The sequence below is a fragment of the Mycolicibacterium pulveris genome, assembly GCF_010725725.1.
In the GTDB taxonomy this organism is placed as follows: Bacteria; Actinomycetota; Actinomycetes; order Mycobacteriales; family Mycobacteriaceae; genus Mycobacterium; species Mycobacterium pulveris.
This window is the reverse complement of record NZ_AP022599.1, coordinates 4,182,460-4,204,498: the sequence shown is the minus strand read 5'-3', so window position 1 is coordinate 4,204,498 and position 22,039 is coordinate 4,182,460. Positions and strand designations below refer to the sequence as shown.

Annotated in this window: 28 protein-coding genes and 1 pseudogene; 18 read left to right on the top strand and 11 right to left on the bottom strand. The window is 67.6% G+C overall.

Annotated elements, in window-relative coordinates:
• The first annotated feature begins 2 nt into the window (after nucleotides 1-2).
• The 7 genes from G6N28_RS20415 to G6N28_RS20385 all read left to right on the top strand — a co-directional run bounded on the left by G6N28_RS20415 (nucleotide 3) and on the right by G6N28_RS20385 (nucleotide 5,895).
• Nucleotides 3-1,370 carry a recombinase family protein gene (locus tag G6N28_RS20415; protein ID WP_163903447.1) on the top strand — a complete coding sequence of 456 codons (1,368 nt, stop codon included), beginning with the start codon at nucleotides 3-5 and terminating at the stop codon, nucleotides 1,368-1,370.
• Nucleotides 1,371-1,601: 231 nt separating this feature from the next.
• On the top strand, nucleotides 1,602-1,811 hold the full coding sequence (locus G6N28_RS20410; RefSeq protein WP_163903446.1) for a hypothetical protein: 210 nt from the start codon (nucleotides 1,602-1,604) through the stop codon (nucleotides 1,809-1,811).
• Nucleotides 1,812-2,294: 483 nt separating this feature from the next.
• Nucleotides 2,295-3,656, top strand: a complete 1,362-nt coding sequence (locus tag G6N28_RS20405; RefSeq protein WP_264073042.1) for an AAA family ATPase — start codon at nucleotides 2,295-2,297, stop codon at nucleotides 3,654-3,656.
• A 68-nt stretch (nucleotides 3,657-3,724) separates the two neighbouring features.
• Entirely contained in the window at nucleotides 3,725-4,039 is a 315-nt protein-coding gene (locus G6N28_RS20400) for a hypothetical protein (protein ID WP_163903442.1), read from the top strand.
• Nucleotides 4,036-4,350: a hypothetical protein gene (locus G6N28_RS20395; RefSeq protein WP_163903440.1), complete on the top strand. Its 315-nt coding sequence runs from the start codon at nucleotides 4,036-4,038 to the stop codon at nucleotides 4,348-4,350. Before G6N28_RS20400 ends, G6N28_RS20395 begins: the two co-directional genes overlap by 4 nt.
• The gene (locus G6N28_RS20390) at nucleotides 4,347-4,880 is read left to right on the top strand and encodes a hypothetical protein (RefSeq protein WP_163903438.1); all 534 of its coding nucleotides are present in this window, start codon (nucleotides 4,347-4,349) and stop codon (nucleotides 4,878-4,880) included. The genes G6N28_RS20395 and G6N28_RS20390 overlap by 4 nt, the downstream gene beginning before the upstream one ends.
• A 151-nt stretch (nucleotides 4,881-5,031) precedes the next feature.
• Nucleotides 5,032-5,895 carry a phage major capsid protein gene (locus tag G6N28_RS20385; protein ID WP_163903436.1) on the top strand — a complete coding sequence of 288 codons (864 nt, stop codon included), beginning with the start codon at nucleotides 5,032-5,034 and terminating at the stop codon, nucleotides 5,893-5,895.
• A gap of 185 nt (nucleotides 5,896-6,080) precedes the next feature.
• On the opposite strand, the gene G6N28_RS20380 is transcribed toward G6N28_RS20385, so the two are convergent.
• Entirely contained in the window at nucleotides 6,081-6,680 is a 600-nt protein-coding gene (locus G6N28_RS20380) for a hypothetical protein (RefSeq protein ID WP_163903434.1), read from the bottom strand.
• Between the two features lie 118 nt (nucleotides 6,681-6,798).
• A complete protein-coding gene (locus G6N28_RS27460; protein ID WP_163903432.1) occupies nucleotides 6,799-7,134 on the bottom strand; it encodes a WhiB family transcriptional regulator in 336 nt (111 codons plus the stop codon).
• A 175-nt stretch (nucleotides 7,135-7,309) separates the two neighbouring features.
• Between G6N28_RS27460 and G6N28_RS20370 the strand changes: the two genes are divergently transcribed.
• The 4 genes and pseudogenes from G6N28_RS20370 to G6N28_RS20355 all read left to right on the top strand — a co-directional run.
• On the top strand, nucleotides 7,310-7,684 hold the full coding sequence (locus tag G6N28_RS20370) for a hypothetical protein (protein ID WP_163903430.1): 375 nt from the start codon (nucleotides 7,310-7,312) through the stop codon (nucleotides 7,682-7,684).
• Nucleotides 7,685-7,915: 231 nt separating this feature from the next.
• Nucleotides 7,916-8,272, top strand: a complete 357-nt coding sequence (locus G6N28_RS20365; RefSeq protein ID WP_235674636.1) for a hypothetical protein — start codon at nucleotides 7,916-7,918, stop codon at nucleotides 8,270-8,272.
• On the top strand, nucleotides 8,256-8,540 hold the full coding sequence (locus tag G6N28_RS20360; RefSeq protein ID WP_163903428.1) for a hypothetical protein: 285 nt from the start codon (nucleotides 8,256-8,258) through the stop codon (nucleotides 8,538-8,540). The genes G6N28_RS20365 and G6N28_RS20360 overlap by 17 nt, the downstream gene beginning before the upstream one ends.
• 49 nt (nucleotides 8,541-8,589) lie before the next feature.
• Nucleotides 8,590-8,784: pseudogene (locus G6N28_RS20355) on the top strand (dihydrodipicolinate reductase); the annotation flags it as partial.
• 36 nt (nucleotides 8,785-8,820) lie between these two features.
• Here the strand turns inward: G6N28_RS20355 and G6N28_RS20350 are convergent.
• From G6N28_RS20350 to G6N28_RS20315, 8 genes are all read right to left on the bottom strand, one after another.
• On the bottom strand, nucleotides 8,821-9,657 hold the full coding sequence (locus tag G6N28_RS20350) for a DegV family protein (protein WP_163903425.1): 837 nt from the start codon (nucleotides 9,655-9,657) through the stop codon (nucleotides 8,821-8,823).
• Nucleotides 9,648-10,370, bottom strand: coding sequence for a diglucosylglycerate octanoyltransferase (gene octT, locus G6N28_RS20345; RefSeq protein ID WP_163903422.1), 723 nt, complete (start codon nucleotides 10,368-10,370; stop codon nucleotides 9,648-9,650). Before octT ends, G6N28_RS20350 begins: the two co-directional genes overlap by 10 nt.
• On the bottom strand, nucleotides 10,360-11,028 hold the full coding sequence (gene gpgP / locus G6N28_RS20340; RefSeq protein WP_163903420.1) for a glucosyl-3-phosphoglycerate phosphatase: 669 nt from the start codon (nucleotides 11,026-11,028) through the stop codon (nucleotides 10,360-10,362). Before gpgP ends, octT begins: the two co-directional genes overlap by 11 nt.
• The gene (gene rsfS, locus G6N28_RS20335; RefSeq protein ID WP_163903418.1) at nucleotides 11,025-11,393 is read right to left on the bottom strand and encodes a ribosome silencing factor; all 369 of its coding nucleotides are present in this window, start codon (nucleotides 11,391-11,393) and stop codon (nucleotides 11,025-11,027) included. Before rsfS ends, gpgP begins: the two co-directional genes overlap by 4 nt.
• Entirely contained in the window at nucleotides 11,390-12,028 is a 639-nt protein-coding gene (gene nadD, locus G6N28_RS20330) for a nicotinate-nucleotide adenylyltransferase (protein ID WP_163903416.1), read from the bottom strand. The genes rsfS and nadD overlap by 4 nt, the downstream gene beginning before the upstream one ends.
• A gap of 90 nt (nucleotides 12,029-12,118) precedes the next feature.
• Entirely contained in the window at nucleotides 12,119-13,567 is a 1,449-nt protein-coding gene (locus G6N28_RS20325; RefSeq protein ID WP_163903414.1) for a vWA domain-containing protein, read from the bottom strand.
• A gap of 1 nt (nucleotide 13,568) precedes the next feature.
• Nucleotides 13,569-14,444: an AAA family ATPase gene (locus tag G6N28_RS20320; protein ID WP_064918905.1), complete on the bottom strand. Its 876-nt coding sequence runs from the start codon at nucleotides 14,442-14,444 to the stop codon at nucleotides 13,569-13,571.
• 17 nt (nucleotides 14,445-14,461) lie between these two features.
• Entirely contained in the window at nucleotides 14,462-15,709 is a 1,248-nt protein-coding gene (locus G6N28_RS20315) for a glutamate-5-semialdehyde dehydrogenase (protein WP_163903412.1), read from the bottom strand.
• Nucleotides 15,710-15,785: 76 nt separating this feature from the next.
• Here G6N28_RS20315 and G6N28_RS20310 point away from each other — a divergent pair, with 76 nt between their 5' ends.
• The 7 genes from G6N28_RS20310 (at nucleotide 15,786) to G6N28_RS20280 (ending at nucleotide 19,979) form a co-directional block, all read left to right on the top strand.
• Nucleotides 15,786-16,667: a PfkB family carbohydrate kinase gene (locus tag G6N28_RS20310; protein WP_163903410.1), complete on the top strand. Its 882-nt coding sequence runs from the start codon at nucleotides 15,786-15,788 to the stop codon at nucleotides 16,665-16,667.
• Nucleotides 16,664-17,509, top strand: a complete 846-nt coding sequence (locus tag G6N28_RS20305; RefSeq protein WP_163903408.1) for an enoyl-CoA hydratase/isomerase family protein — start codon at nucleotides 16,664-16,666, stop codon at nucleotides 17,507-17,509. Before G6N28_RS20310 ends, G6N28_RS20305 begins: the two co-directional genes overlap by 4 nt.
• A gap of 93 nt (nucleotides 17,510-17,602) precedes the next feature.
• On the top strand, nucleotides 17,603-17,932 hold the full coding sequence (locus tag G6N28_RS20300) for an ArsR/SmtB family transcription factor (RefSeq protein WP_163903406.1): 330 nt from the start codon (nucleotides 17,603-17,605) through the stop codon (nucleotides 17,930-17,932).
• Complete coding sequence (locus tag G6N28_RS20295) at nucleotides 17,932-18,543, top strand: cation efflux transmembrane domain-containing protein (protein ID WP_163903404.1); 612 nt, start codon at nucleotides 17,932-17,934, stop codon at nucleotides 18,541-18,543. The genes G6N28_RS20300 and G6N28_RS20295 overlap by 1 nt, the downstream gene beginning before the upstream one ends.
• Nucleotides 18,544-18,551: 8 nt before the next feature.
• Nucleotides 18,552-19,181 (top strand): methyltransferase family protein, encoded by a 630-nt coding sequence (locus tag G6N28_RS20290; protein ID WP_179962222.1) that lies wholly within the window; start codon nucleotides 18,552-18,554, stop codon nucleotides 19,179-19,181.
• A 36-nt stretch (nucleotides 19,182-19,217) separates the two neighbouring features.
• On the top strand, nucleotides 19,218-19,757 hold the full coding sequence (locus tag G6N28_RS20285; RefSeq protein ID WP_163903400.1) for a YbhB/YbcL family Raf kinase inhibitor-like protein: 540 nt from the start codon (nucleotides 19,218-19,220) through the stop codon (nucleotides 19,755-19,757).
• Nucleotides 19,758-19,793: 36 nt separating this feature from the next.
• Nucleotides 19,794-19,979, top strand: coding sequence for a glycine zipper 2TM domain-containing protein (locus G6N28_RS20280; RefSeq protein ID WP_163903398.1), 186 nt, complete (start codon nucleotides 19,794-19,796; stop codon nucleotides 19,977-19,979).
• On the opposite strand, the gene G6N28_RS20275 is transcribed toward G6N28_RS20280, so the two are convergent.
• The gene (locus G6N28_RS20275) at nucleotides 19,976-22,021 is read right to left on the bottom strand and encodes an NAD(+) synthase (RefSeq protein ID WP_128110940.1); all 2,046 of its coding nucleotides are present in this window, start codon (nucleotides 22,019-22,021) and stop codon (nucleotides 19,976-19,978) included. The genes G6N28_RS20280 and G6N28_RS20275 overlap by 4 nt on opposite strands.
• Nucleotides 22,022-22,039 lie beyond the last annotated feature (18 nt).

Below are 22,039 nucleotides of genomic sequence, written 5' to 3'. Positions count from 1 at the left end.
GCATGGACGCCGCAATGTACCTCCGACAATCACAGGACCGCGACGGCAACATGCTTGCCGTTGACCGCCAACGCACCGACTGTAGAAAGCTCTGTGCCGCCCGTGGCTGGACGCCGGTCGAATATCTCGACAACGACACCAGTGCCAGCACCGGCAAGCCACGCCCCCGCTATCAGGACATGCTCGCCGACATCCGTGCGGGCCGTATCCGCGCCGTCGTCGCGTGGGACTTGGACCGGCTGCACCGCCGCCCCATCGAACTCGAAGAGTTCATCACTCTGGCCGACGACAAACGGCTCGCGCTCGCCACGGTCGGCGGCGAAGCGGACCTCAGCACCGACAACGGCCAACTGTTCGCCCGCATCAAGGCGGCGGTAGCGCGGGCTGAAGTGGACCGCAAATCAGCACGCCAGAAACGCGCCGCCGTCCAGCGCGCCGAGGCCGGTGTGCCGAACTGGAACGTCGTGCCGTTCGGGTACCGCAAGACCAGCAAGGGCATCGCCCTGCACGCGAAGCACGCGAAGATGGTCCGCGACGCCTACGCCGCGATACTGGCCGGGACCAGCTTGCACGCCATCGCGAAACAGTGGAATGCCAAGGGCGCGACCACGACCCGTGGTAACACCTGGACCGGTGCGACGGTGCGTCAGTTGCTCATGGCCTACCGCAACGCTGGCGTCCGCGAATACAAAGGTCAACCCGTGGGTGACGGCGACTGGCCCGCCATTGTGGATCGCGATGTGTTCGACGGTGTCCGCGCCGTCCTCACCGAGCCGGGACGCCGCAAAGGCGGCACGTCGAGCGCCCGTAAACACCTGCTGACGGGGGTCGCCAAGTGCGGCAAATGCGGCAAAGCCGTTGGCTCCGGTGCCGCCGTCGCCCAAGGTCGCCGCGTCTACGTGTGCAAGCGCTGTTTCGGTGTCACCCGCGACATGGCCGCCGTTGACCGCCTGGTCGTCGGCATGGTGGTCGAACGCCTCGCCCAACCGGACGCCGCCGAACTGTTGGTGAGCCGTGACGCGCCCGACGTGACCGAGCTACGGAAACGCGCCGCCGCGTTGCGCGCTCAGATCGCCCAGGCCGAACGCGACTACGACGAAGACTTGATCGACGCGCACCGGATGAACTCGAAGATTGCGCGAGCCACGGCGAAGCTCGCGCCCATCGAAGCTCAGTTGCACGACAGTCACCGCGCTCGCGTGTTCGACGGACTCATCGACGCCAAGGACGTGGGCACCGCGTTCGATGCGTTGCCGCTGGACCGTCAACGTGCCGTCGTGGATGCGTTGCTGACCGTGACTATTCTCCCCGCCGCGAACAAGGGCACCGGCTTTCATCCCGACTCTGTCGAGCACAGCTGGAAACTGTGACCGCTTGATTCACACTCGATACACAACGCGACACGAATAGCGTTCTTAGAGAACTACTTTCAAGTGTATAAGTCTTGTCAGACTTGTCACGCATCGCGTAATCTCTCGACATGCGGGCGGGCGTCACGTCCGACATTTTGGCGGTAAGCCAACTGACGCCACCGGACGGGTGAGGCTGGAACAGCGGAACGGTCGCGCAACTGACCGCTGAGCCGATAAGGACCGCTTCCCGTGAACCCTGCTGACTTCGACCGCATCACGGTCGTTCTCGCCGAACTCGACCGCGACGGCATCCGCACTCCGACCTACGAAACGGTTCTCCGCTGGGCCAAGGTGGGCAAGGTTCGCGCCGTCAACGTCGGTGCTAACCGCTTCCTCGTCCACCGCAACGACGTACGCGGCATGGTCACCCCGAAGCCGCTCGCGGGCGGTGCCGCGTGAGCCGGTACGACGAACTCACCGACCAGGAACGCGCCTACGTGCGCCGCGCCGTTGCGGACGCGCCACCACTGGGTAGCCACCAAAAGTCAGTCCTGTGTGTCGCTTTCACAGACACCAACCTCACCCGGAGGTCCACCGGATGACAAACGAAAAGGCGGCCACCGATCACGGTCAGCCGCCCCTCGCCCTGGACACCGCCACCCTATCGCACCGCACCGACACCGGCGGGCGTCGCAGAGCGGCTGCCAAGTTGCTCATGCCGCCACTCGAACCATGCGGATGCATCCGCGACCCCGACCACGACCGGCACCGCTGCCGCGACGACATAACACTCGCACAAGCCGACGCTGTCATCGCCACCGCCAACTACCTCGAAAGCATCGGATGCACCCCGGTATTCGAGCCGCATACGCTTCGCGCCGCATGGCGACTCTGTCCAGAGCACCGGGTTCGGCTTGAACGCTTGGCACGTCGGAGCGCGGCATGAGAGATCACAACGACCCGGTTCTTGGGAAAGAGCGGTTCGAGTTCCACGCTGCACGGTCACGACTCAACGGTCACACACCGAACACGACATACCATGACGACCCCGGCCCGCCTGAGCCGCCACCGGACCCAGGACCGGAACCGGACCCAGACCTCAGTCCCGACGCCGCGCCGCTGAGTTTCAGCGTCGTCACGCTGGCTGACGTGTTGCCTGAGCGTGTGTCGTGGCTCTGGCCGAACCGCATACCGCTGGGCAAGCTCGTGACTCTCGACGGTGACCCCGGTCTCGGCAAGTCCACGCTGGCACTGACGTTCGCGGCGACCGTGACGACGGGCGGCACGTGGCCCGACGGCAGCCGGTGCGACCACCCCGGAGACGTGGTGTTGCTGTCAGCCGAGGACGGGCTTGCCGACACCGTGCGTCCGCGTCTCGACGTGGCCGGTGCCGACGTGGCGAGGGTCCACGCCGTGCAGGGTGTTCCGCTCGACTCAGACGGCACGGAACTACGCACAGCCACGTTGGCCGACGTGGCGCAACTCCGCGCCGTCGTCACCGCGACACAGTCGCGGCTCGTCATCGTGGACGTGCTCATGGCCTACTTGCCGACCGGCACCGACTCGCACCGCGATCAGGACATGCGGCAAGTCCTCGCACGGCTGGCCGCGCTCGCCGACGAAACCGGCTGCACTGTGTTGCTCTTGCGGCACCTGAATAAGGGCAAGGGTGACCCGTTGTATCGCGGCGGTGGCTCTATCGGCATTGTCGGTGCGGCCCGGGCCGGACTGTTGGTGGCCCCGGACCCCGACGACGAATCCACGCGGGTGCTCGCCGCCGTCAAAAGTAACCTTGCGCCCCTGCCTGACTCGCTGACCTACCGGCTGATGGACGTGCCTGAACGCGGTGCCGCCCGCGTGGAGTGGGTCGGCACCAGCCAGCACGACGCATACGCATTGCTGGCTTCACACGATCGCGAAGAGAAGACGACCGAAGCGGAGCAGTGGCTTGAGGACTACCTGACCGAGCATGGCCGGGTCCGTTCCCGCGACGCGAAAGACGAAGCACGCAAGCAGGGCGGCTTCAGCAAGGCCAGCATCGACCGGGCCGCGAGCAAACTTAATGTCGTGGTCGAACCCGAAGGCTTCCCACGCATCACGTACTGGTCGCTCCCAGCGCCCACAGTCGCATCACCCCACCCCAGCACTGATGCAACTGATGCAACTGATGCAACTGGGCGCGACCAGCACCGTTCTACTGGCGTCACTGATGCAACTGGACAGTTGCATCACGATGAGAGTGCTGACGCAACTGGACAATTCACGCCGCCGACCGGGCCAGGTCGCTGTGAAGTGTGCGGGTAGCACGTCCCGACGCAAGGACACAGAGACAACTGCCCTGTCGCCAACAGCAAAGAGAGAAGGGAACCTGCATGACCCCCCAAAACGCGACCCATCCCCAGCACCGGGCCGGTGACCTAAAACGCGCATACGTTGCTATCGAGGCATACGCGACCTGCGATGCTGCTGGTGTCGATGCCGTTCTCGCGGAGGCCGACCAACTCGACCGCCGCGACGATCTGGTCTGGACTCTGCTTTTCATGCTCACGAGACTCACGCACCTCGACCGCAACCCTGAACGCCTCGTCTCAATCCGGGCCGACATTGCGCACTTCGCCCGTGCCGAGGCCGGAAGTGTGCCGCCGCCAATAGGATTCGACTCAGATGGAGGTGCTGCCCAGGGATGACAGCGATGCGGAACGGCTCACTGGTCGCTGACCCGGTCGTCAGTACCCCGGAGCGCGACCTTGTCGGCGACATGTTCACCGCGTTGGTGATGTTGCTTGCGACGACCGACAAACGGGTGCGCTGGCTCGCCGACCAGATCATCGCCGACCCCGACACCGACCCGGCTCGCGTGGCATGGCTCGCGGTCAACTACGCGGCCCGCGTTTACGCGCTCCGCGTGCTCAGCACCGAGGCCGTACGCCACGCGATCCTCCGCGAGATTGACGGTCTGCACTTGTCCATGCTCCAACTACCAAAGGAATACGTATGACCACGAAGCGTAAAAACACCGCGCCCGAAGACACCGTGCCCGAACCGGACACCGACGCCGCCCCCACCGAGAACGCGACCGGCGACGAGTCGCCGGCTGCTGAGGCTGAGCCGACCGAAGACAAGCCCACTCCCCGGTCGTTGGAATGGTGGAAAGCCAAGGCACGCGAACACCAGACGACCATCGACACGCTGACCGCCGAACGCGACGCCCTGCAGGCCCGCCTCGACACCGTGCAACAACGCGAAGCCGAGGCACTGGTGACCGGCAAGCTCCACGACCCCGCCGACTTGTTCCGATTCGGCCCGCCGCTGGCCGAACTGCTGGACGAGGACGGCAACGTCAGCGCGGAGTTGGTGGACGCCGCCCTTGCCGCCGTCGTGGCCGAACACCCGCACCTGAGCGTGCGACACGGCATCTCCCCCGCCGCGCCCGCGAGCATGGTGACCAGTAGAGACGTGCCCGACCGTGAAGCGAAGCAACCCCGAACATTTCAAGAGCTGCTACGAGGGGCGGGCCGCACGGGGTAACATCACGACATTGATTGCCCGGTAAGGGCATTCGGCTCAGGCCCGGTCGGGTCAACGTGGGTCGCCGGTCGGCACTCGCGGTAATTGCACAACGACGCTGGCTGTTCCCTCGCGGGACGGTCACGCCGTTGTCTTACCGAAGAGGTTCGACATGGCTTTCCTGTCCGACGCTGCTAGCGGCATCCTCACCCCCGAAGAGGTCGGCGACCTCATCGTTCGCCCAATCCAAGACGAATCCGTCGCGTTGCGGTCCGAAGTCGCCACCGTCGTCCACACCGCATCGCGTGACTTCAGAATCCCCGTCGTAGACGAAGACGCCGCCGCCGCCTGGGTGCCCGAGGGCACCGACATTGACCTCACCGACCCGACCGTCACCGAAGAGGTCGTCACGCCGCTGAAAGTTGCTGCCCTGGTGAAAGTCTCGACCGAACTGGCCGAAGACTCATCGCCCGAAGCCACCGCCGTCGTCCAGGCATCTCTGGCCCGCTCGGTTGCCCGCAAGATCGACGCGGCTTTCTTCGGCAACACGGTCACCAACGGGCCAAGCGGCCTGCAATCGTTGGGCGGTACCCAACTCGTCACCGCTGGATCGACTTTCACCAACCTGGACTGGGCCGTCGAAGCGAAAACACGGCTCCGCAAGGTCGGTTCGACCGCTACCGCGTTCGTCGCCGCCGCCGATACCGTTGCCGACATTGAACGGCTGAAGACCGAAGCTGACAGCAACCAACCCTTGCTGGCGTCCACGGTCGGCGACGCCACCCGCGCCCCCGCCGACACCGTGCTCGGCATCCCGCTGGTCGCAGTCGCGGACGGCACAAACCTCCCGGACGGGCGAATCTGGGCACTCGACAAGGCGAAAGTCTTTGTGGTGCTGCGCCGGGACGTGACCCTCGACGTGTCCACCGACTATTTCTTCGGCTCCGACAGCTTGGCCGTCAGGGTGACCTGCCGGGTGGGCTTCGGCTTCCCCCACGAGGACGCCATCGTCAAGGTCGGCGTCGGCGGTAGCTAAAGACGTGGGCCGGTGTGTGTTGCTCCTAGCTCAGCCATGATTCATGCACCGGCCCACACCCCTGCAAAGAACATGTCGCCGCCCTTTCCGCATTCCTCCTACGGCGACGGCTTCCCAAGGGGGTGACGACAGCCGCCCCGGCATTCCGGTCACGGGCGTACACCGGGAAGCCGGGGCCGGGCTGCCTACGTAGTGGTCCACACGTCCTCGGCGAACAGCTCACGCGCCACCCTCGCGAATTCGTCGCGTCTAGTCACCATGTCTCGTGAGAGCCAGTCGTACCTGTCTTCAGGAGTCGAATCGTCGCTGGTGGAGAACTCAAACGGCTCAGGTGAGAGGAAGTCGCGCGCATCGAGATACTCGACCTTCCAATCGGCCACGACATTCGCAATATTGCGAACGCTTCTGATGTAGTCCGAGAAGCTTGGCTCAGCCGTTGGCGGAATTGCGATTCGCGCTAGCGCGGTGGCTGCGTGGTGGTTCCGAAGGGCATCATCGAACGGTTCATCGTGGGTCAGGATGGCTTTCCGGTCCTTAAGGCATTGGAGGTCCCACCAAAGACTATTCACCTCGTTGTAGTAGAGCTGTCCTGTCCTGAGAACTTCGCTACAAGCGGCGAATCCACGGTCTTTTATCTCCCTCTGTCTTGCATCCTTTCTGGCCGATCGCTCCTGAGCTGAGTTCTGTTTGTTCGCCCACAGGGTCACACCACCTCCGATTGCCGCGCCGATCAACGCCGAAAGGCCAGGCCAAACGATCTCCAACGAGCCCATAAAGTCAGCCACCGACACTCCCCTCCCCCGGTGAATTTCGTTTAGGTAGGTGCTGCTGACGTTATTACCGTCATCGACCACCCGTCGCCGAATTCGACCTCTTCAAGTCTCAGGCGTTCAGAGCGCCCGCTCAGGTCTGACGAGCGAGGACCATTCGCTCGCGCCTGGTCTTGCCGCCCCACACCCCGAACAGCTCGCTTCGCTTCATCGCGTACGCAAGGCATGCATCCGCGACCGAGCACCTATCGCAGATCGCCTTGGCTGCTTGGGCCGACCGACTGTCCCCACAGTCGGGAAAGAAGACCTCGGGATCGACCCCGCGACACGCGGCCCTCTGTATCCACGTCGGCGGCGGCGACGGTCGCTGAATACCCAACGCCGCCTCTAGTTGGTCGATGGTCAGGTCGAGCCGCAACCTGCCCTTGCGACGGCGAAGACCGTACACACCGCGCGCACTCCGACGCATCAACACCGACCACCCGCGACACCGCGCCACCCGCCGACACCGAACCTCACGACTCAACACACTTCACAGCATCACTCACCGAGATGACCGCGTCACGACGCAACACACCCATTGAATTACGGGCAACGGCGCGTCGATAGACACACGACCACGTCGGGCTGCGATTATTTGCGGCATGGGACACTGCGCCGTGCTTATGTGCAACCGCGAAGCGACCATGCCGTATGCCTTCTGGCCGGTCTGTTCTCAGCACTACAACGAACTCGACTCCGGTGCCGAATACCGCCCGCAAGGCTCGGAACAATCGGCGACCGGCATGGCCGCGCCCGTCTTGCTCATGGGCGAAGCGCTACGCGACCTCAATCAGTACGTCGTCGTCGAGCCGCCTACGAGGCTCACCCACAGCACCGAGTATCCCGAAGGACCCCTGCTTCCGCTCAGATTGCGGCAACTCGGCGGTACCGAGGTCGACCTGACACTAATCCTCCCCGATGAGACCATCGACCGGCTCGCCCACATCTTCCGCCGTCTTCGACCCAACCAAGACTGAGCCCAGCGCGTCCACAATTGGACACCTGGACCGCGCCACAACTCAGCCGACCGACACCCCGCTAAGCCACCACGACACCACCACCACGCCGTTCGCCGCTCCACGGCACGCACAGACGGCAAAACGGGGGTACTCCACCCCCACCCCAACCCCACCAACACCCACGGCCAGCACTGAAGATTCCGCTGGATGCACGCATGGGCCTGGTTCTGTGGTGTCAGACTGGTGGGTATGGGTGGGCATTGCGCGGAGGCGCGAAAGGTGCTGCGGGAGTTGGACGCTGAACTCGCCGCGTCGTCTGAGCGCACCGGCACGACGCTGGTGTGGACCGCCGCCGACCGTGCCGTGCTCGACGCCATCGCCGCCAACATCGACCGCCGCGTAGACCTCACCGCCGACTATCAGGCGAGCACGGAGCCGAAGGTACGGGTGAAGCTCAGCGCGGAACTCCGGTTACTTGAAGGTGCGCTGGCCCGACTGCTCAAGGAAGTACACACCGACATCCCCGCACCCGAGAGCCAGACCACCATCAAGGCCCGCCGCGCCGCCAACGCCCGCTGGCACCCCCGTCATGCCCCGACCGGCTGAGCAAGCCGCCGCCGTCGTCACCGGCCTCCGCGAGCACCTCATCGTCAAAGCCCGCGCACACGTCGCACGACTCACCAACGCCCGAAGCGACTGGTACGACTTCACCGCCGACCTACGCCGAGAGCGCGACCGAATGGACGCGCTGCTCGACGGTGCCGACGTACTCGTCTACCGCCACGAGATACCCGCCGAATGGCAACCGCCCCGCGACGGCACCATCGTCTACGCCCTCACCGGCGACCGGCTGGTGCCCGTGACCCGCACATAGCCCCAAAACACGAGGTCACAGCACCCGACACGCCGTATATCCTCGAACAATGTTCGGGGTGCCCAACATGCGTACCGTGCTGCACTGCCTGCCGCCCAGGGACTGGACCGAACCCTTCATGGGCCTGGGCATGATCTACACGGCGATGCCGGTGACCAACGCGGTGCCTGCCGTCGTCGCGGCGAAGCCGGGCATCGTCACGCTCAAGGACCTGCCGCCGGTCACCGGGCGTGTAGCGGTCTGACCCACGCTATGCCCCGCCGTCGACCAGGGCGATGACTTACGGATCGAGCTGCACAACGACGCCCACCGCCCCCGCGCCGACGTGGATCGACAGCACCGGGCCCATGTCGGACACCGTGAGCGACTCGATCTGCGGCAGCCGCGTGGTGAGCTCCGCGCCGAGCGCGTCGGCGCCGTCATGGTTGTCGACGTGGTGCACCGCGACCGCGGCCCGCCTGTCACCGACCAGTTCCACGACCCGATCGACCATCGCCGCGTGGGCTCTGCTGACCGTGCGGACGCGCTGATCGAGCACCAGACGCCCGTCCTCGTCCAAACACAGCAGCGGTTTGACCGAAAGCGCGGTGCCCAGCCACGACGCCGCGGCCCGGATACGCCCGCTGCGCCGCAGGTTGTCCAGCCGGTGCACGACGACGAACACCCGGCCACGGTCGACGGCGGAGCGCGCGGCGGCTTCCACCGCGTCCAGATCCGCACCCGACGCCGCGGCACGTGCGGCGCTCAGCGCGACGAAACCGACCCCCATCGCGACCGATCGGGAGTTGATCACCCGCACCGCGGGGCCGAACTCGCGGGCGGCCTGCACCGCCGAACTGTACGTGCTCGACAGTGCGGCCGAAAGGTGCACGGCCACAACGCCGCCGCCACCGCTGTCCTGCAGTGCGTGCCGATACGTCTCGGCGAGCTCGGCCGGCGTCGCTCCGGCGGTGCTGGCGCGCGGCAACTCGTGGATGTCGTAAGGCACCTCGTCGACGCCGTCGCGCAGGTCGACCGCGTCGACGAGCACGTGCAACGGAACCTGCCGGATCTGCCACTGCTTGAGCGCGTCGGGATGCAGCCGCGACGACGAGTCCGTGACCACGACTACGGACACGACACCCCCGCCTCCACCAGTGCCTTGATCATCAGTTCGGCAACGGCCTGATGGCCCTCGAAGTTCCAGTGGATGCCGTCGGGGTTGCCCTGGCCGGCCATGACGTATTCGCCGACGGCGGCCTTGAGGTCGACGAGCGGAACATCGTGCTGCTCAGCCCATTCGGTGATCGCCCGCACGGTGGCTTCGCGGCCGTGATGCGCGCGCCCATAGGTCTCGGCGATGTGCACCGACGGCAGGCACGCCACCACCGGTATCCCCGGCCTGTTGAAATCGATGGCGCCGCGGGTCATTTCGAGATATTCCGCGGATAGATGCGCGGGCAGCGCCGAACGGGAGACCGGTGAGAGCCGAGGCTGCAGCCACCCGTAGCCGTCGCGCACCCAGCGTCGAAGCCACGGTGGGCGCACGTAGCGGATCAACTCCCGCAGCGCGGTCGGCAGCGGCGACGGCAGCGAGTCCATCCCGCCCGTCGCGAAGATCACCGCCCGCGCCCGCGGCAGTGCCGCCCACGCCCGCGGATCCTGGGTGGCCGCCCACCACACGTCGCGACAGGTCCAGCCGATCCGCCCGATCAGCTCGACATCCCAATCCAGGTGCCGAGCAACGATATTGGGCCAGATTCTCGGATCGTCGGACGGCAAGCCGCCGGACGGCCCGTAGTAGGACAGCGAGTCGCAGAAGATGAGCAGGGTCGGGCGCTCAGAGGACATCGTTGGCAACCTGCGCCGAGGCGTTCCACACATCGAGTCGCCAGCGGATGTACTCGGCACGCGCGTCGACCTCGCTGTGCCCGGACAGCTGCACCCAGCTGGCGTTGCCCATCCCCCCCAGGATCGGCCAGTTGTCCACCGGCAGCCGCAGCAGCGCCGCCGTCAGCGCCGCGATCAACCCGCCGTGCGCGACCAGCACCACCGGCCGCTCCGGCGAGTCCAGCCCCCACTCGGTCTGCTCGGCGACCAAGCCCTCGACCACCGGCATACCGCGGGCGGCGACGTCGACGCGGCTCTCGCCGCCGTGCGGTGCCCAGCGGGCATCCTCCCGCCAGGCCAGCCGGGCCCCGGGTGCGATGGCGTCGACCTCCAGGTGGGTCATGCCCTGCCAGTCACCGAGGTGCGTCTCGCGTAGCCGGGTGTCGACAAGCACCGGCAGCCCGGCGCGGTCACCCAGCGACACCGCGGTGTCCAACGCGCGGCGCAAATCCGAGGACACGATGACCAGCGGCTGCCGCTTGGCCAGCACCTCGGCGGCCGCGACGGCCTGCTCGCGGCCCAGCTCGGACAGGTCGGTGTCGAGCTGGCCCTGCATTCGGCTGCCCGCGTTGTACTCGGTCTGGCCGTGCCGCAGCATGACCAAGCGACGAACCCTCACGTCTGCCCGTCCAGCTCGACCGGTATCTCCGGACAGTCACGCCAAAGCCGGTCCAGCGCATAGAAGTTGCGTTCGTCTTGGTGCTGGATGTGCACGACGATATCGACGTAATCGAGCAGCGTCCACCGGCCCTCGCGGGCACCTTCGCGTCGGGCCGGCTTGTATCCGGCCAGCCGCATCTTCTCCTCGACCTCGTCGACGATCGCGTTGACCTGGCGCTCGTTGGACGCCGAGGCGATGACGAAACAGTCGGTGATCACCAGCTGATTCGACACATCGATCACGACGACGTCGTCGGCCAGCTTGGCCGCGGCGGCCCGCGCGGCCACCGTGGCCATCTGGACCGCTTCCTCGGAGGCGCTCATTGCTGCTTTCCCTGGGTTGTCAACGGTTTGGCGGCGTAGAGCTTTCGCTTCGCCACGTACTGGACCACGCCGTCGGGCACCAGATACCAGATCGGTCGGTTCTGGGCGGCGCGCAGGCGGCAGTCGGTCGAGGAGATCGCCAGCGCAGGCACCTCCACGAGGGTCAACGCGTCCTTGGGCAGTTGTTTGCCCGCGGCCGTGACGTGCTTACCGTCCAGCTCGTAGCCGGGCCTGCTCACGCCGACGAACTTCGCGATGGCGAACATCTCCTCCCAGTTCTGCCACGTCAGGATCGACGCCAGCGCATCGGCCCCGGTGATGAAGTACAACTCGCTGTCCGGGTTGAGCGCGTGCAGATCGTTCAGCGTGTCCTTGGTGTAGGTCGGCCCGCCGCGGTCGATGTCGACGCGGCTGACGGTGAACCGAGGGTTGGACGCGGTGGCGATCACGGTCATCAGGTAGCGGTCCTCGGCGGCGGTGACGTGGCGATCCTTCTGCCACGGCTGCCCGGTCGGCACGAACACCACCTCGTCGAGCCCGAACAAATTCGCGACCTCGCTGGCGGCGACAAGGTGTCCGTTGTGGATGGGGTCGAACGTCCCACCCATCACCCCGAGCCTGCGTCCAGAAGCCACGAAGAGCCAGCTTACTTCTCGCGCCGAGTGTGGGCCCGTGTCACGGTTCGGGCCGCCGAGGCGTGCGGGTAACCCACGTTCGCGCCGTACTTAGACCGGTAGCAGGGCATCGATGACCGAGGCCAGCTGCTTGGCCGAACGGCATTCGTGCATGGTGATGACTTCCTCATAGCGCGGCACCGCCGAGTCACCACTACCCCACAGATGCTTCGGCTCGGGGTTGAGCCAGTGCGCGTGCCTGCTGGAGTTGACCATGTGGGCCAGCAGCTCGGTTTCCGGGTTGCGGTAGTTGTTGCGGCCGTCGCCGAGCACCAGCAGGGAGCTGCGCGGCGACAGCACGTTGGGCCAGCGCTCCAGGAACGACACGAACGCGTGTCCGTAGTCGGAGTGCCCGTCGCGGGTGTACACCCCGGCCTCGCGGGTGATGCGCTGCACCGCGACGGCCAGGTCCGCGTCGGGGCCGAACAACTCGGTCACCTCGTCGGTGGTGTCGATGAACGCGAACACGCGAACCCGGCTGAACTGCTGGCGCAGCGCGTGCACCAGCAGCAGCGTGAAGTGGCTGAACCCGGCCACCGAACCCGACACGTCGCACAGCACCACCAGCTCGGGCCGGGCCGGGTGCGGCTTCTTGAGCACCACGTCGATCGGCACACCGCCGGTGGACATCGACTTGCGCAGCGTCTTGCGCAGGTCGATCTCGCCGGCGCGGGAGCGGCGCCGACGCGCGGCCAGCCGGGTGGCCAGGGTGCGGGCCAGCGGCTGCACCACCCGGCGCATCTGGCGCAGCTGCTCACCGGAAGCGCGCAGGAACTCGACGTTCTCGGCCAGCTGCGGCACGCCGTACATCTGCACGTGGTCGCGGCCGAGCTGCTCGGCGGTGCGGCGCTTGGTTTCGGCCTCCACCATCTTGCGCAGCTGCGTGATGCGTTGGGCGGCCATCGCTTTGGCGATCTGCTCCTGCGTCGGCGTCGGCTCGTCGCCGTAGGGCGCCAGCAGCCCGGCGAGCAGCCGGCCCTCGAGGTCGTCGAGGTTCATCGCCTTGAGCGCCTGATACGACGAGTACGACGGGCCGCGGCTGGAGTTGTAGCGGCCGTAAGCCTCCACGATCCGGGCGATCATCGCCGCCATCCGCTCGTCGAGGTTGGCCAGCTCTTCGTTGTCGGCCAGCAGGTCCAGCAGCGCCGCGCGCATCGCCTCGATGTCCCCGGGCGGCAACCCCTCGATGTCGTCGAGCGGCGCGCCGTCGTCGTCGAGCAGCACGGTCTTGGCGCCCAGCGCCGCGGGGAACCACAGATCGAACATCGCGTCGTAGGTGTCGCGGTGCTCGGGGCGGCGCAGCACCGCGCACGCGAGGCCCTCGCGCAGCACCTCCCGGTCCCCAAGACCGAGCACCGAGATCACCCGCCCGGCGTCGACGGTCTCCGACGGCCCCACCGAAATCCCTTGCTTGCGCAGCGCTTCGACGAACCCGACCAGGTGACCGGGGATACCGTGCGGCGCCAGCGGCTGCGGCGGACGGGTGCGGCGGACGGCCATGTCAGTTCAGCCTGAGCTCGCCGCTGGCTTTGATCTGATCGGACTGGTGTTTGAGCACCACGCCCAGCGTGGCCGCGATGGTCGCGTCGTCGATCGTGTCCATGCCGAGCGCCAGCACGGTGCGGCCCCAGTCGATGGTCTCGGCCACCGACGGCAGCTTCTTGAGCTGCATTCCGCGCAGCACCCCGATGATGCGGACCAGTTCGGCGGCCAGATGTTCGGGCAGCTCGGGCACCCGCGACAGCAGGATGCGCCGTTCCAGCTCGGCGTCGGGGAAGTCGATGTGGAGAAACAGGCAACGCCGCTTGAGCGCCTCGGAGAGCTCCCTGGTGGCGTTGGACGTCAGCACGACGAACGGCGCGCGTTCGGCGGTGATCGTGCCCAGCTCGGGCACGGTCACCGCGAAGTCCGAGAGCACCTCCAGCAGCAGACCCTCGATCTCGATGTCGGCCTTGTCGGTTTCGTCGATCAGCAGCACGGTCGGCTCGGTGCGCCGGATCGCGGTCAGCAGCGGCCGGCTCAGCAGGAACTCCTCGCTGAACACGTCGTCGCGGGTGGCATCCCAGTCGCCGTGCCCGGCCTGGATGCGCAGGATCTGCTTTGCGTGGTTCCACTCGTAGAGGGCGCGGGCCTCGTCGACCCCCTCGTAGCACTGCAACCGCACCAGGCCCGAGCCGGTGGCCTGCGCGACCGCGCGGGCCAGCTCGGTCTTGCCGACCCCGGCGGGGCCTTCGACCAGCAACGGCTTGCCCAGCTGGTCGGCGAGGAAAACCGCGGTGGCGGTGGCGGTGTCGGGCAGGTAACCGGTTTCGGCCAGCCGGCGCGCGACATCGTCGATGTCGGCGAACAGCGGTGCCGGGCGTGCGGGGACGGTCAATGTAGTAACTCCTGTTTTCAGGCCGGGCGGGTGTGGCCTTCTCCCCACACGATCCACTTGGTTGAGGTCAGTTCGGGCAGTCCCATCGGGCCGCGGGCGTGCAGCTTCTGGGTCGAGATGCCGATCTCGGCGCCGAACCCGAACTGCTCGCCGTCGGTGAACGCCGTCGACGCGTTCACCATCACCGCCGCCGCGTCGACCTGATCGGTGAAGCGTTGGGCTACAGCAAGATCGGTCGCCACGATCGCCTCGGTGTGTCCGCTGCCGAACTCGTTGATGTGGGCGATCGCCCCATCGACGCCGTCGACGACCGCCAGCGCGATGTCCATCGACAGGAACTCGGCGCGCAGTTCGTCCTCGGACGGATTGTCGTGCACGGCCACGCCGGCGTCGCGCAGCGCCTTGGTGAGCCGCGGCACCGCCTGCCCGGCGATCGCGGCGTCGATCAGCACCGACTCGGCCGCGTTGCACACGCTGGGCCTGCGTGTCTTGGCGTTCAACAGAATCCGTTCGGCGACGTCGAGATCGGCCGACTTGTCAACGTAGACATGGCAATTGCCGACCCCGGTCTCGATGGTCGGCACCGTGGCGTCGCGCACCACCGCGTCGATGAGGTTTGCCCCGCCGCGCGGGATGACGACGTCGACCAGGCCGCGCGCCTGGATCAGGTGGGTGACGCTGGCCCGGTCCTCGCTGGGCAGCAGCTGCACGGCGTCGGCGTCGAGCAGCTCGGTGGCCAGCGCCGCGCGCAACGCATCCACCAGGGCGGCGTTGGAGCGCGCCGCCGACGAACTGCCGCGCAGCAGCACCGCATTGCCCGACTTCAGCGTCAGGCCGAACGCATCGACGGTGACGTTGGGCCTGCCCTCGTAGACTATGCCCACCACACCCAGCGGCACCCGCACCTGGCGCAGCCGCAGCCCGTTGGGCAGGGTGCGGCCGCGAAGCACCTCGCCGAGCGGGTCGGGCAGCCCGGCGACCTGGCGCAGCCCGTCGGCGATCCCTTCGACGCGGCCGGGGTTCAGCGCGAGCCGGTCGAGCATGGCGTCCGGTGTGCCCGCGGCCCTGGCGGCCTCCAGGTCCTGTTCGTTGGCCGCGAGGACGTCGCCAACGCGCGTCAGCAGGTGGTCGGCGGCGGTGTTGAGCGCACGGTTCTTGGTTTCGGTGCTCAGCGTGGCCAACGCGCGGGCCGCGACGCGGGCGCGGCGGGCGGCGTCGTGGACCTGTTCGCGCAAACCGGGCAGTGAGGGGGCCTGCACACTCATTACCCCAGCGTATCGAACGGGCGTCCGGGCCGTTCGACACGTGTCGGGTAGGCGGCTTGGTCTAGCGTTGTCAGTCATGGTGGCGCGGGTCTGCGTGGTCGGCAGTGTCAATCTCGACCACACCTTCGTGGTGAACACGCTGCCGCGGCCTGGCCAGACGGTCCTCGCGTCGACGAAGGCCACCGCGCCCGGCGGCAAGGGCGGAAACCAGGCGGTGGCCGCCGCCCGCGCGGGCGCGGAGGTGCAGCTCGTCGCGGCGCTCGGCACCGATCCGGCGGCCGCGTTGCTGCGGGCCCACCTGGAGGACAACGACGTCGCGCTGGCCGGGGTGGTGACGCTGCCGGGCCCCAGCGGCACGGCGGTCATCGTCGTCGACAACGCGGCGGAGAACACGATCGTGGTGGCGCCGGGGGCCAACGCGCACCTGAGCGTCGACGACGCCGACGTGCGCGCGGTGATCGCCGACAGCGATGTGGTGCTGATGCAGTTGGAGATCCCGGTCGGCACTGCCGTCGACGCGGCGCGGGTGGCCCGGGCAGCGGGTGCGGTCGTCGTCGTCAACGCGTCGCCGGCGGGCGCGCCGCCGCACGCGCTGCTCGCCCTGTCCGAGTCGGCCGACGTCGTCGTGGTCAACGAATCCGAGGCCGGCCACTGGCACTGGCCGGTCCCCCATCTGGTGATCACCCGCGGCGCGCGCGGGGCCAGCTATCTGGGCGAGGACGAGCGGTTCGATGTGCCCGCGCCGGCCGTCGATGCGGTCGACACCACCGGCGCGGGCGACGTGTTCGCGGGCGTGCTGGCCGCGGGCTGGCTCGACGGACACGAGGGCGCGATGCGCCGTGCGTGCGCGGCCGCCGCGCTGTCCACGCTGGTGCCCGGCGCCGGCGACTGCGCGCCCTACGCAGAGGCCATCGACGATGCAGTGACCAAACGGAAGGCAGGAGAGCCACGGCTATGACATCGGACACCTCAGTGCCCCCCACCACCAGCACGCCTCGGCCCCCCGAAGGCGACTGGCTGGGCACACCGTATCTGCGCTTCAGCCGTGAGGGCGCGTTCGGGGTGTGCACGTTGGACCGGCCCGAGGCACGCAATGCGATGACGCCCGCGATGTACTTCGGCATCCGCTACGCCGTGCGCCACGTCGACGCCGATCCCGACCTGGCGGGCCTGCTCATCACCGGGACCGGTGACGTGTTCGCCCCCGGCGGCGACATGGGTGGCGGCGACGGCAGCGACGACTGGTTGACGTTCGGGTCGGCGCTGGGGATGGACGTGACGCCGTTCGAGACGCTGCGCCAGTCGGTCAAACCGGTGGTGTCGGCGGTCAACGGGCTGTGTCAGGGCGGCGGGCTGCAGATCGCGATGTGCAGCGACATGGCGGTGGTCAGCGACCGGGCCACGTTCCGGGTGCCCGAGCTGTTCCGCGGCATCGCCGACACCTACTACGCCCAGATGCTGACCCGGCTGATCGGGCCGGTCCGCACCCGCGACCTGATGTTCTCCGGGCGCGTGCTGAACGCGCAGGAGGCCTACGAGTGGGGCTTGGTGGCGCGGGTGGTGCCGCACGACGAGCTGCTCGAGCAGGCCCGCGAGGTGCTGGCCCAGTGCTGCCGCACCGCCCCGGGCGCCCGCGGACTGGTCAAGTCCAGCATCGACAACTATCTGGGGTTGTTCGACCGCATCGGGATGCAGTCCAGCCTGTCCGGACCCGAGATCATCGAGGGGTTCCGGGCGTTCAAGGAGCGGCGTTCGCCGGACTGGGTGCATCCCGACCTACGCCTCGACGGCCGCCTCTGAGCAGCGATTTCGGCGCAGTTTGTCACGCTCACCGTGACGAACCGCGCCGAAATCACGCTTGAATAGTACAGAAATTGCTGTACTGTCTGTGGCATGCGGACGGTCACCCATCGCGACGCGTTGTCGCGGTTCGGCTACGCGCTGTCCGACCCGACGCGCTGCGAGATCCTGCTGCTCCTGCGCGAGGGCCCCGGCTACCCCTCCGAGCTAGCGGACAAGATCGGGGTGTCGCGCCAGATCTTGTCCAACCACCTGGCGTGCCTGCGCGGCTGTGGCCTGGTCGTCGCGCAGCCCGAAGGTCGGCGCAACCGCTACGAACTCGCCGACGCCCGGATCGCCCACGCGCTCGACGACCTGATCGGGTTGGTGCTCACGGTCGACCCGGCGTGCTGCCCAGCCGCTGAAACCGAGGGCTGCTGCTGATGGTCGCGACGACGGCGGCCCGGCGCGACGTCCTCATCCGCCGCGTCCGGCTCTTCGTGGCCGCGACCATCAGCTACAACGTGATCGAGGCGATCGTCGCGCTGACCGAAGGCAGTCGCGTGTCGTCGACGGCGCTGATCGGTTTCGGGCTCGATTCGGCCGTCGAGGTCGCCTCCGCGGCGGCGGTCGCCTGGCAGTTCGCCGCCCCGGACCCCGAGACCCGGGAGAAGACCGCGCTGCGGTTCATCGCGTTCTCGTTCTTCGCGCTGGCGGCCTATGTGACCGCCGACGCGGTGCTGACGTTGGTCGGGCTCGGCGAGGCGCGGCCATCGCGCATCGGCATCGCGCTGGCCGCGCTCAGCCTGGTGATCATGCCGGTGTTGTCGTGGGCGCAGCGTCGCGCCGGGCGCGAACTGGGCTCGCGCTCGGCTGTCGCCGACTCCAAACAGACGCTGTTGTGCACGTATCTGTCGGCCGTCTTGCTGATCGGTCTGGTCTTCAACGCCGTGCTCGGATGGACGTGGACCGATCCGCTCGCCGCGCTGGGTATCGCCGCCATCGCCGTTCGTGAAGGCATCAATGCCTGGCGCGGAGACGCCTGCTGTTCATGAGGGGAGACATGGTGCCTGTCGTCGCGCTCGTGCTGTTCGGCGTGTTCGCGCTGCTCGGATTTGGTTGGCGCAGTTGGGTTCAGCGTCGTCGAACCGGTTCGACCGGGTTCCGGGGGATCAGCGGCCGCATCGGTTCGGTCGAATGGTTCGCCGGGGTGGGCTTCGTGGTGGCGATGGCCGCGGCGGTGTGCGCGGCGATCTTGCAGCTGCTCGGTGTGGTGGCGCCGTTGGCGGCGCTGGACCGGCCGTGGCTGAACGTCGTCGGGGTGGTGCTCGCGGCCGTCGGGATCGCCGCCACCGTGTACGCGCAGCTGGACATGGGCGATTCGTGGCGGATCGGTGTCGACGCTCGTGAGCGGACCGCGCTGGTGCGCACCGGGGTGTTCGCGGTGGTGCGCAATCCCATCTTCACCGCGATGCTGGTGTTCGGGCTCGGAATCGCCTTGGTGACACCGAATGTGGTGGCGTTGGCCGGGTTCGTGATTCTGGTCGTCACCATCGAACTTCAGGTCCGGGCCGTCGAAGAGCCCTACCTGCTGGCGGTGCACGGCGACACGTACCGCGAGTACACCGCACGAGTCGGCCGTTTCGTCCCGGGCCTCGGGCGATTTCGGCGTAGTTCGTCACGCTCACCGTGACGAACTACGCCGAAATCGCTGACTAGACTGCCGGGCATGCCGATTGTGGGAAAGCTGCTCCGCCGGTTCCGCGCAGGCGCACACCGCAGCCCGCTGGCCGCGCCCGAGTACGCGGGTGCCGACACCATCGACATCACCAGCAGTGCGTTCGACGACGGCGGGCCGATCCCGCAGAAGCACGCCGGCGCCGCCGTCGGCGAAAACGTTTCGCCGCCGCTGCGCTGGAGCGGGGTGCCGGCGCCGGCCAAACAACTCGCCCTGGTCATCGACGACATCGACGTGCCCGGCCCCAAACCGCTGATGCACACGATCGCGCTGATCGAAGCCGACCGGCGCAGCCTCGACGAAGGCGAGCTCACGCCCGGCGCCGCCGGCGTGCGGTTCGTCAAGGCGTTCGGCGACTCCTATGTCGGCCCCGCACCGATCCGGGGACACGGCCCCCACCACTACCGGTTTCAGCTGTTCGCGCTCGACACGCCGGTGCCCGACGGCGTGACCGACCACAAGGGACTTCTCGCCTCGATCGCCGGTCATGTACTGGCGCGCGGCGTGTTGACGGGCACCTACGAGCGCTGACCTGGGCCGTCGACCACCCGCGCTAGCGTGGGTGTGATGGCACGCAGGCAGATGAACACCAAGCAGGAAGCGACCTGGCTCTGGATGCCGTTGATCATCGGTCTGGTCCTCGGCGTGACCGTGGCCGCCATGACCGATCAGTGGTGGTGGTCAACTGTCGGGGCGCTGGCCGGCGCGGCGGTCGGCGCGCTCAGCGCCGGCAAGCTGCGCCGCAAACGCTAACCGGATTCGGGGATTTCGCGCTCGATCTCGTCGAGCCACACCCGCGCCGTCATGTCCGACGGCGCCCGCCAGTCACCGCGCGGCGAGAGCGACCCGCCGTGAGACACCTTGGGGCCGTTGGGCACTGCCGAACGCTTGAACTGCGCGAACGAGTAGAAGCGCTGCGCGAACACCTGCAGCCAGTGCCGGATCTCCTTGAGCGAGTATGACGGCCGCTTGTGCTCGGGATATCCGGCCGGCCAGTCGCCGCGCTGCGCGTCGCTCCACGCATGCCACGCCAGAAACGCGACCTTCGAGGGCCGAAACCCGTATCGCAGCACCTGGAACAGCGAGAAGTCCTGCAGGACATACGGTCCGATTTTCGACTCGGTGCTCTGAATCTCCTCGTCCTCGCCGGCGGGCACCAGCTCCGGAGAGATCTCGGTGTCCAGCACCGACTGCAGCACCTCGTTGACCGCGTCGTCGAACTGCCCCGAGGCGATCACCCAGCGAATCAGGTGCTGGATCAACGTCTTCGGCACACCGCCGTTGACGTTGTAGTGCGACATCTGGTCGCCCACACCGTAGGTCGACCAGCCCAGTGCGAGCTCGGACAGGTCACCGGTGCCGAGCACGATGCCGCCGCGCTGGTTGGCCAGCCGGAACAGGTAATCGGTGCGCAGGCCGGCCTGCACGTTCTCGAATGTGACGTCATACACCGGTTCACCGCGCCCGAACGGGTGGTCGATGTTCTTGAGCATCAGTTCGGCGGTGGAGCTGATGTCAAGCTCGGCGAAGGTCACGCCCAGGGCTTCGGCGAGCCGCACCGCGTTGCCCTTGGTGCGCTCCCCCGTCGCGAAACCCGGCATGGTGAACGCGAGAATGTCGCTGCGCGGCCGTTCTTCTCGGTCCATGGCGCGGGCGGCGACGATCAGCGCGTGGGTGGAGTCCAGCCCGCCGGACAGCCCGAGCACCACCTTCGGGTAGTGCAGCGCGCGCAGGCGCTGTTCCAGCCCGGACACCTGGATGCTGTAGGCCTCGTAGCAATCCTGTTCCAGCCGTTCGGGATCCGACGGCACGAATGGGAACCGTTCGACTTCCCGGCGCAGCCCGATGTCGCCCGACGGCGGGTCGAGCCGGAACTCCACCCGCCGGAACGTGTCCGCATCGATGCCGTGGTGGAGGCGGTTGTCGTCGAACGTGCCCATCCGCAGCCGCTCGTTGCGCAGCAGCTCGAGGTCGACGTCGGCGACCGAGCGTCGTTCGCCCTTCGGGAAGCGTTCGGACTGCGCCAGGCACTCCCCGTTCTCCCAGATCATCGTCTGACCGTCCCAGGCCAGGTCGGTGGTCGACTCGCCTTCTCCCGCTGCGGCGTAGACGTAGGCGGCCAGGCACCGCGCCGACGCGGAACGCGCCAGCAGGCAACGGTCCTCGGCGCGCCCGACGGTGATCGGGCTGCCGGAGAGGTTGACCAGCACCGTCGCGCCGGCCAGCGCGGCCTGTGCGCTCGGCGGGATCGGCACGAACATGTCCTCGCAGATCTCCACGTGCAGCACGAAGCCGGGCATGTCGGTGGCGATGAACAACAAGTCGGGCCCGAACGGTACGTCGGCATCCCCCATCCGGATCGCCCCGCGCACGTCGTCGCCTGGTGCCATCTGGCGGCGTTCGTAGAACTCTCGGTAGGTCGGCAGATACGACTTGGGCGCGACCCCGAGCACGTGGCCGCGGTGGATCACCACCGCGGTGTTGTAGATCCGGTGCGCGTACCGCAACGGGGCGCCGACGACGAGCACCGGCATCAGGTCGGCGGATGCGGCGACGACGTCGAGCAGCGCGTCCTCGACCGCGTCGAGCAGGGCGTCCTGCATCACGATGTCCTCGATCGAGTACCCCGACAGCGTCAACTCCGGAAACACCGCGAGCGCGACGCTGTCGTCGTGGCAGCCCTGCGCCAACCGCAGCACCGATTGCGCGTTGGCCTGCGGATCCGCCAGCGCCGTGTGGTGTGTGCAGGCGGCGACGCGCACGAACCCGTGCCGGTAGGCCGAGTAGAAATCCATGCCTCATTGTTGCCCGAA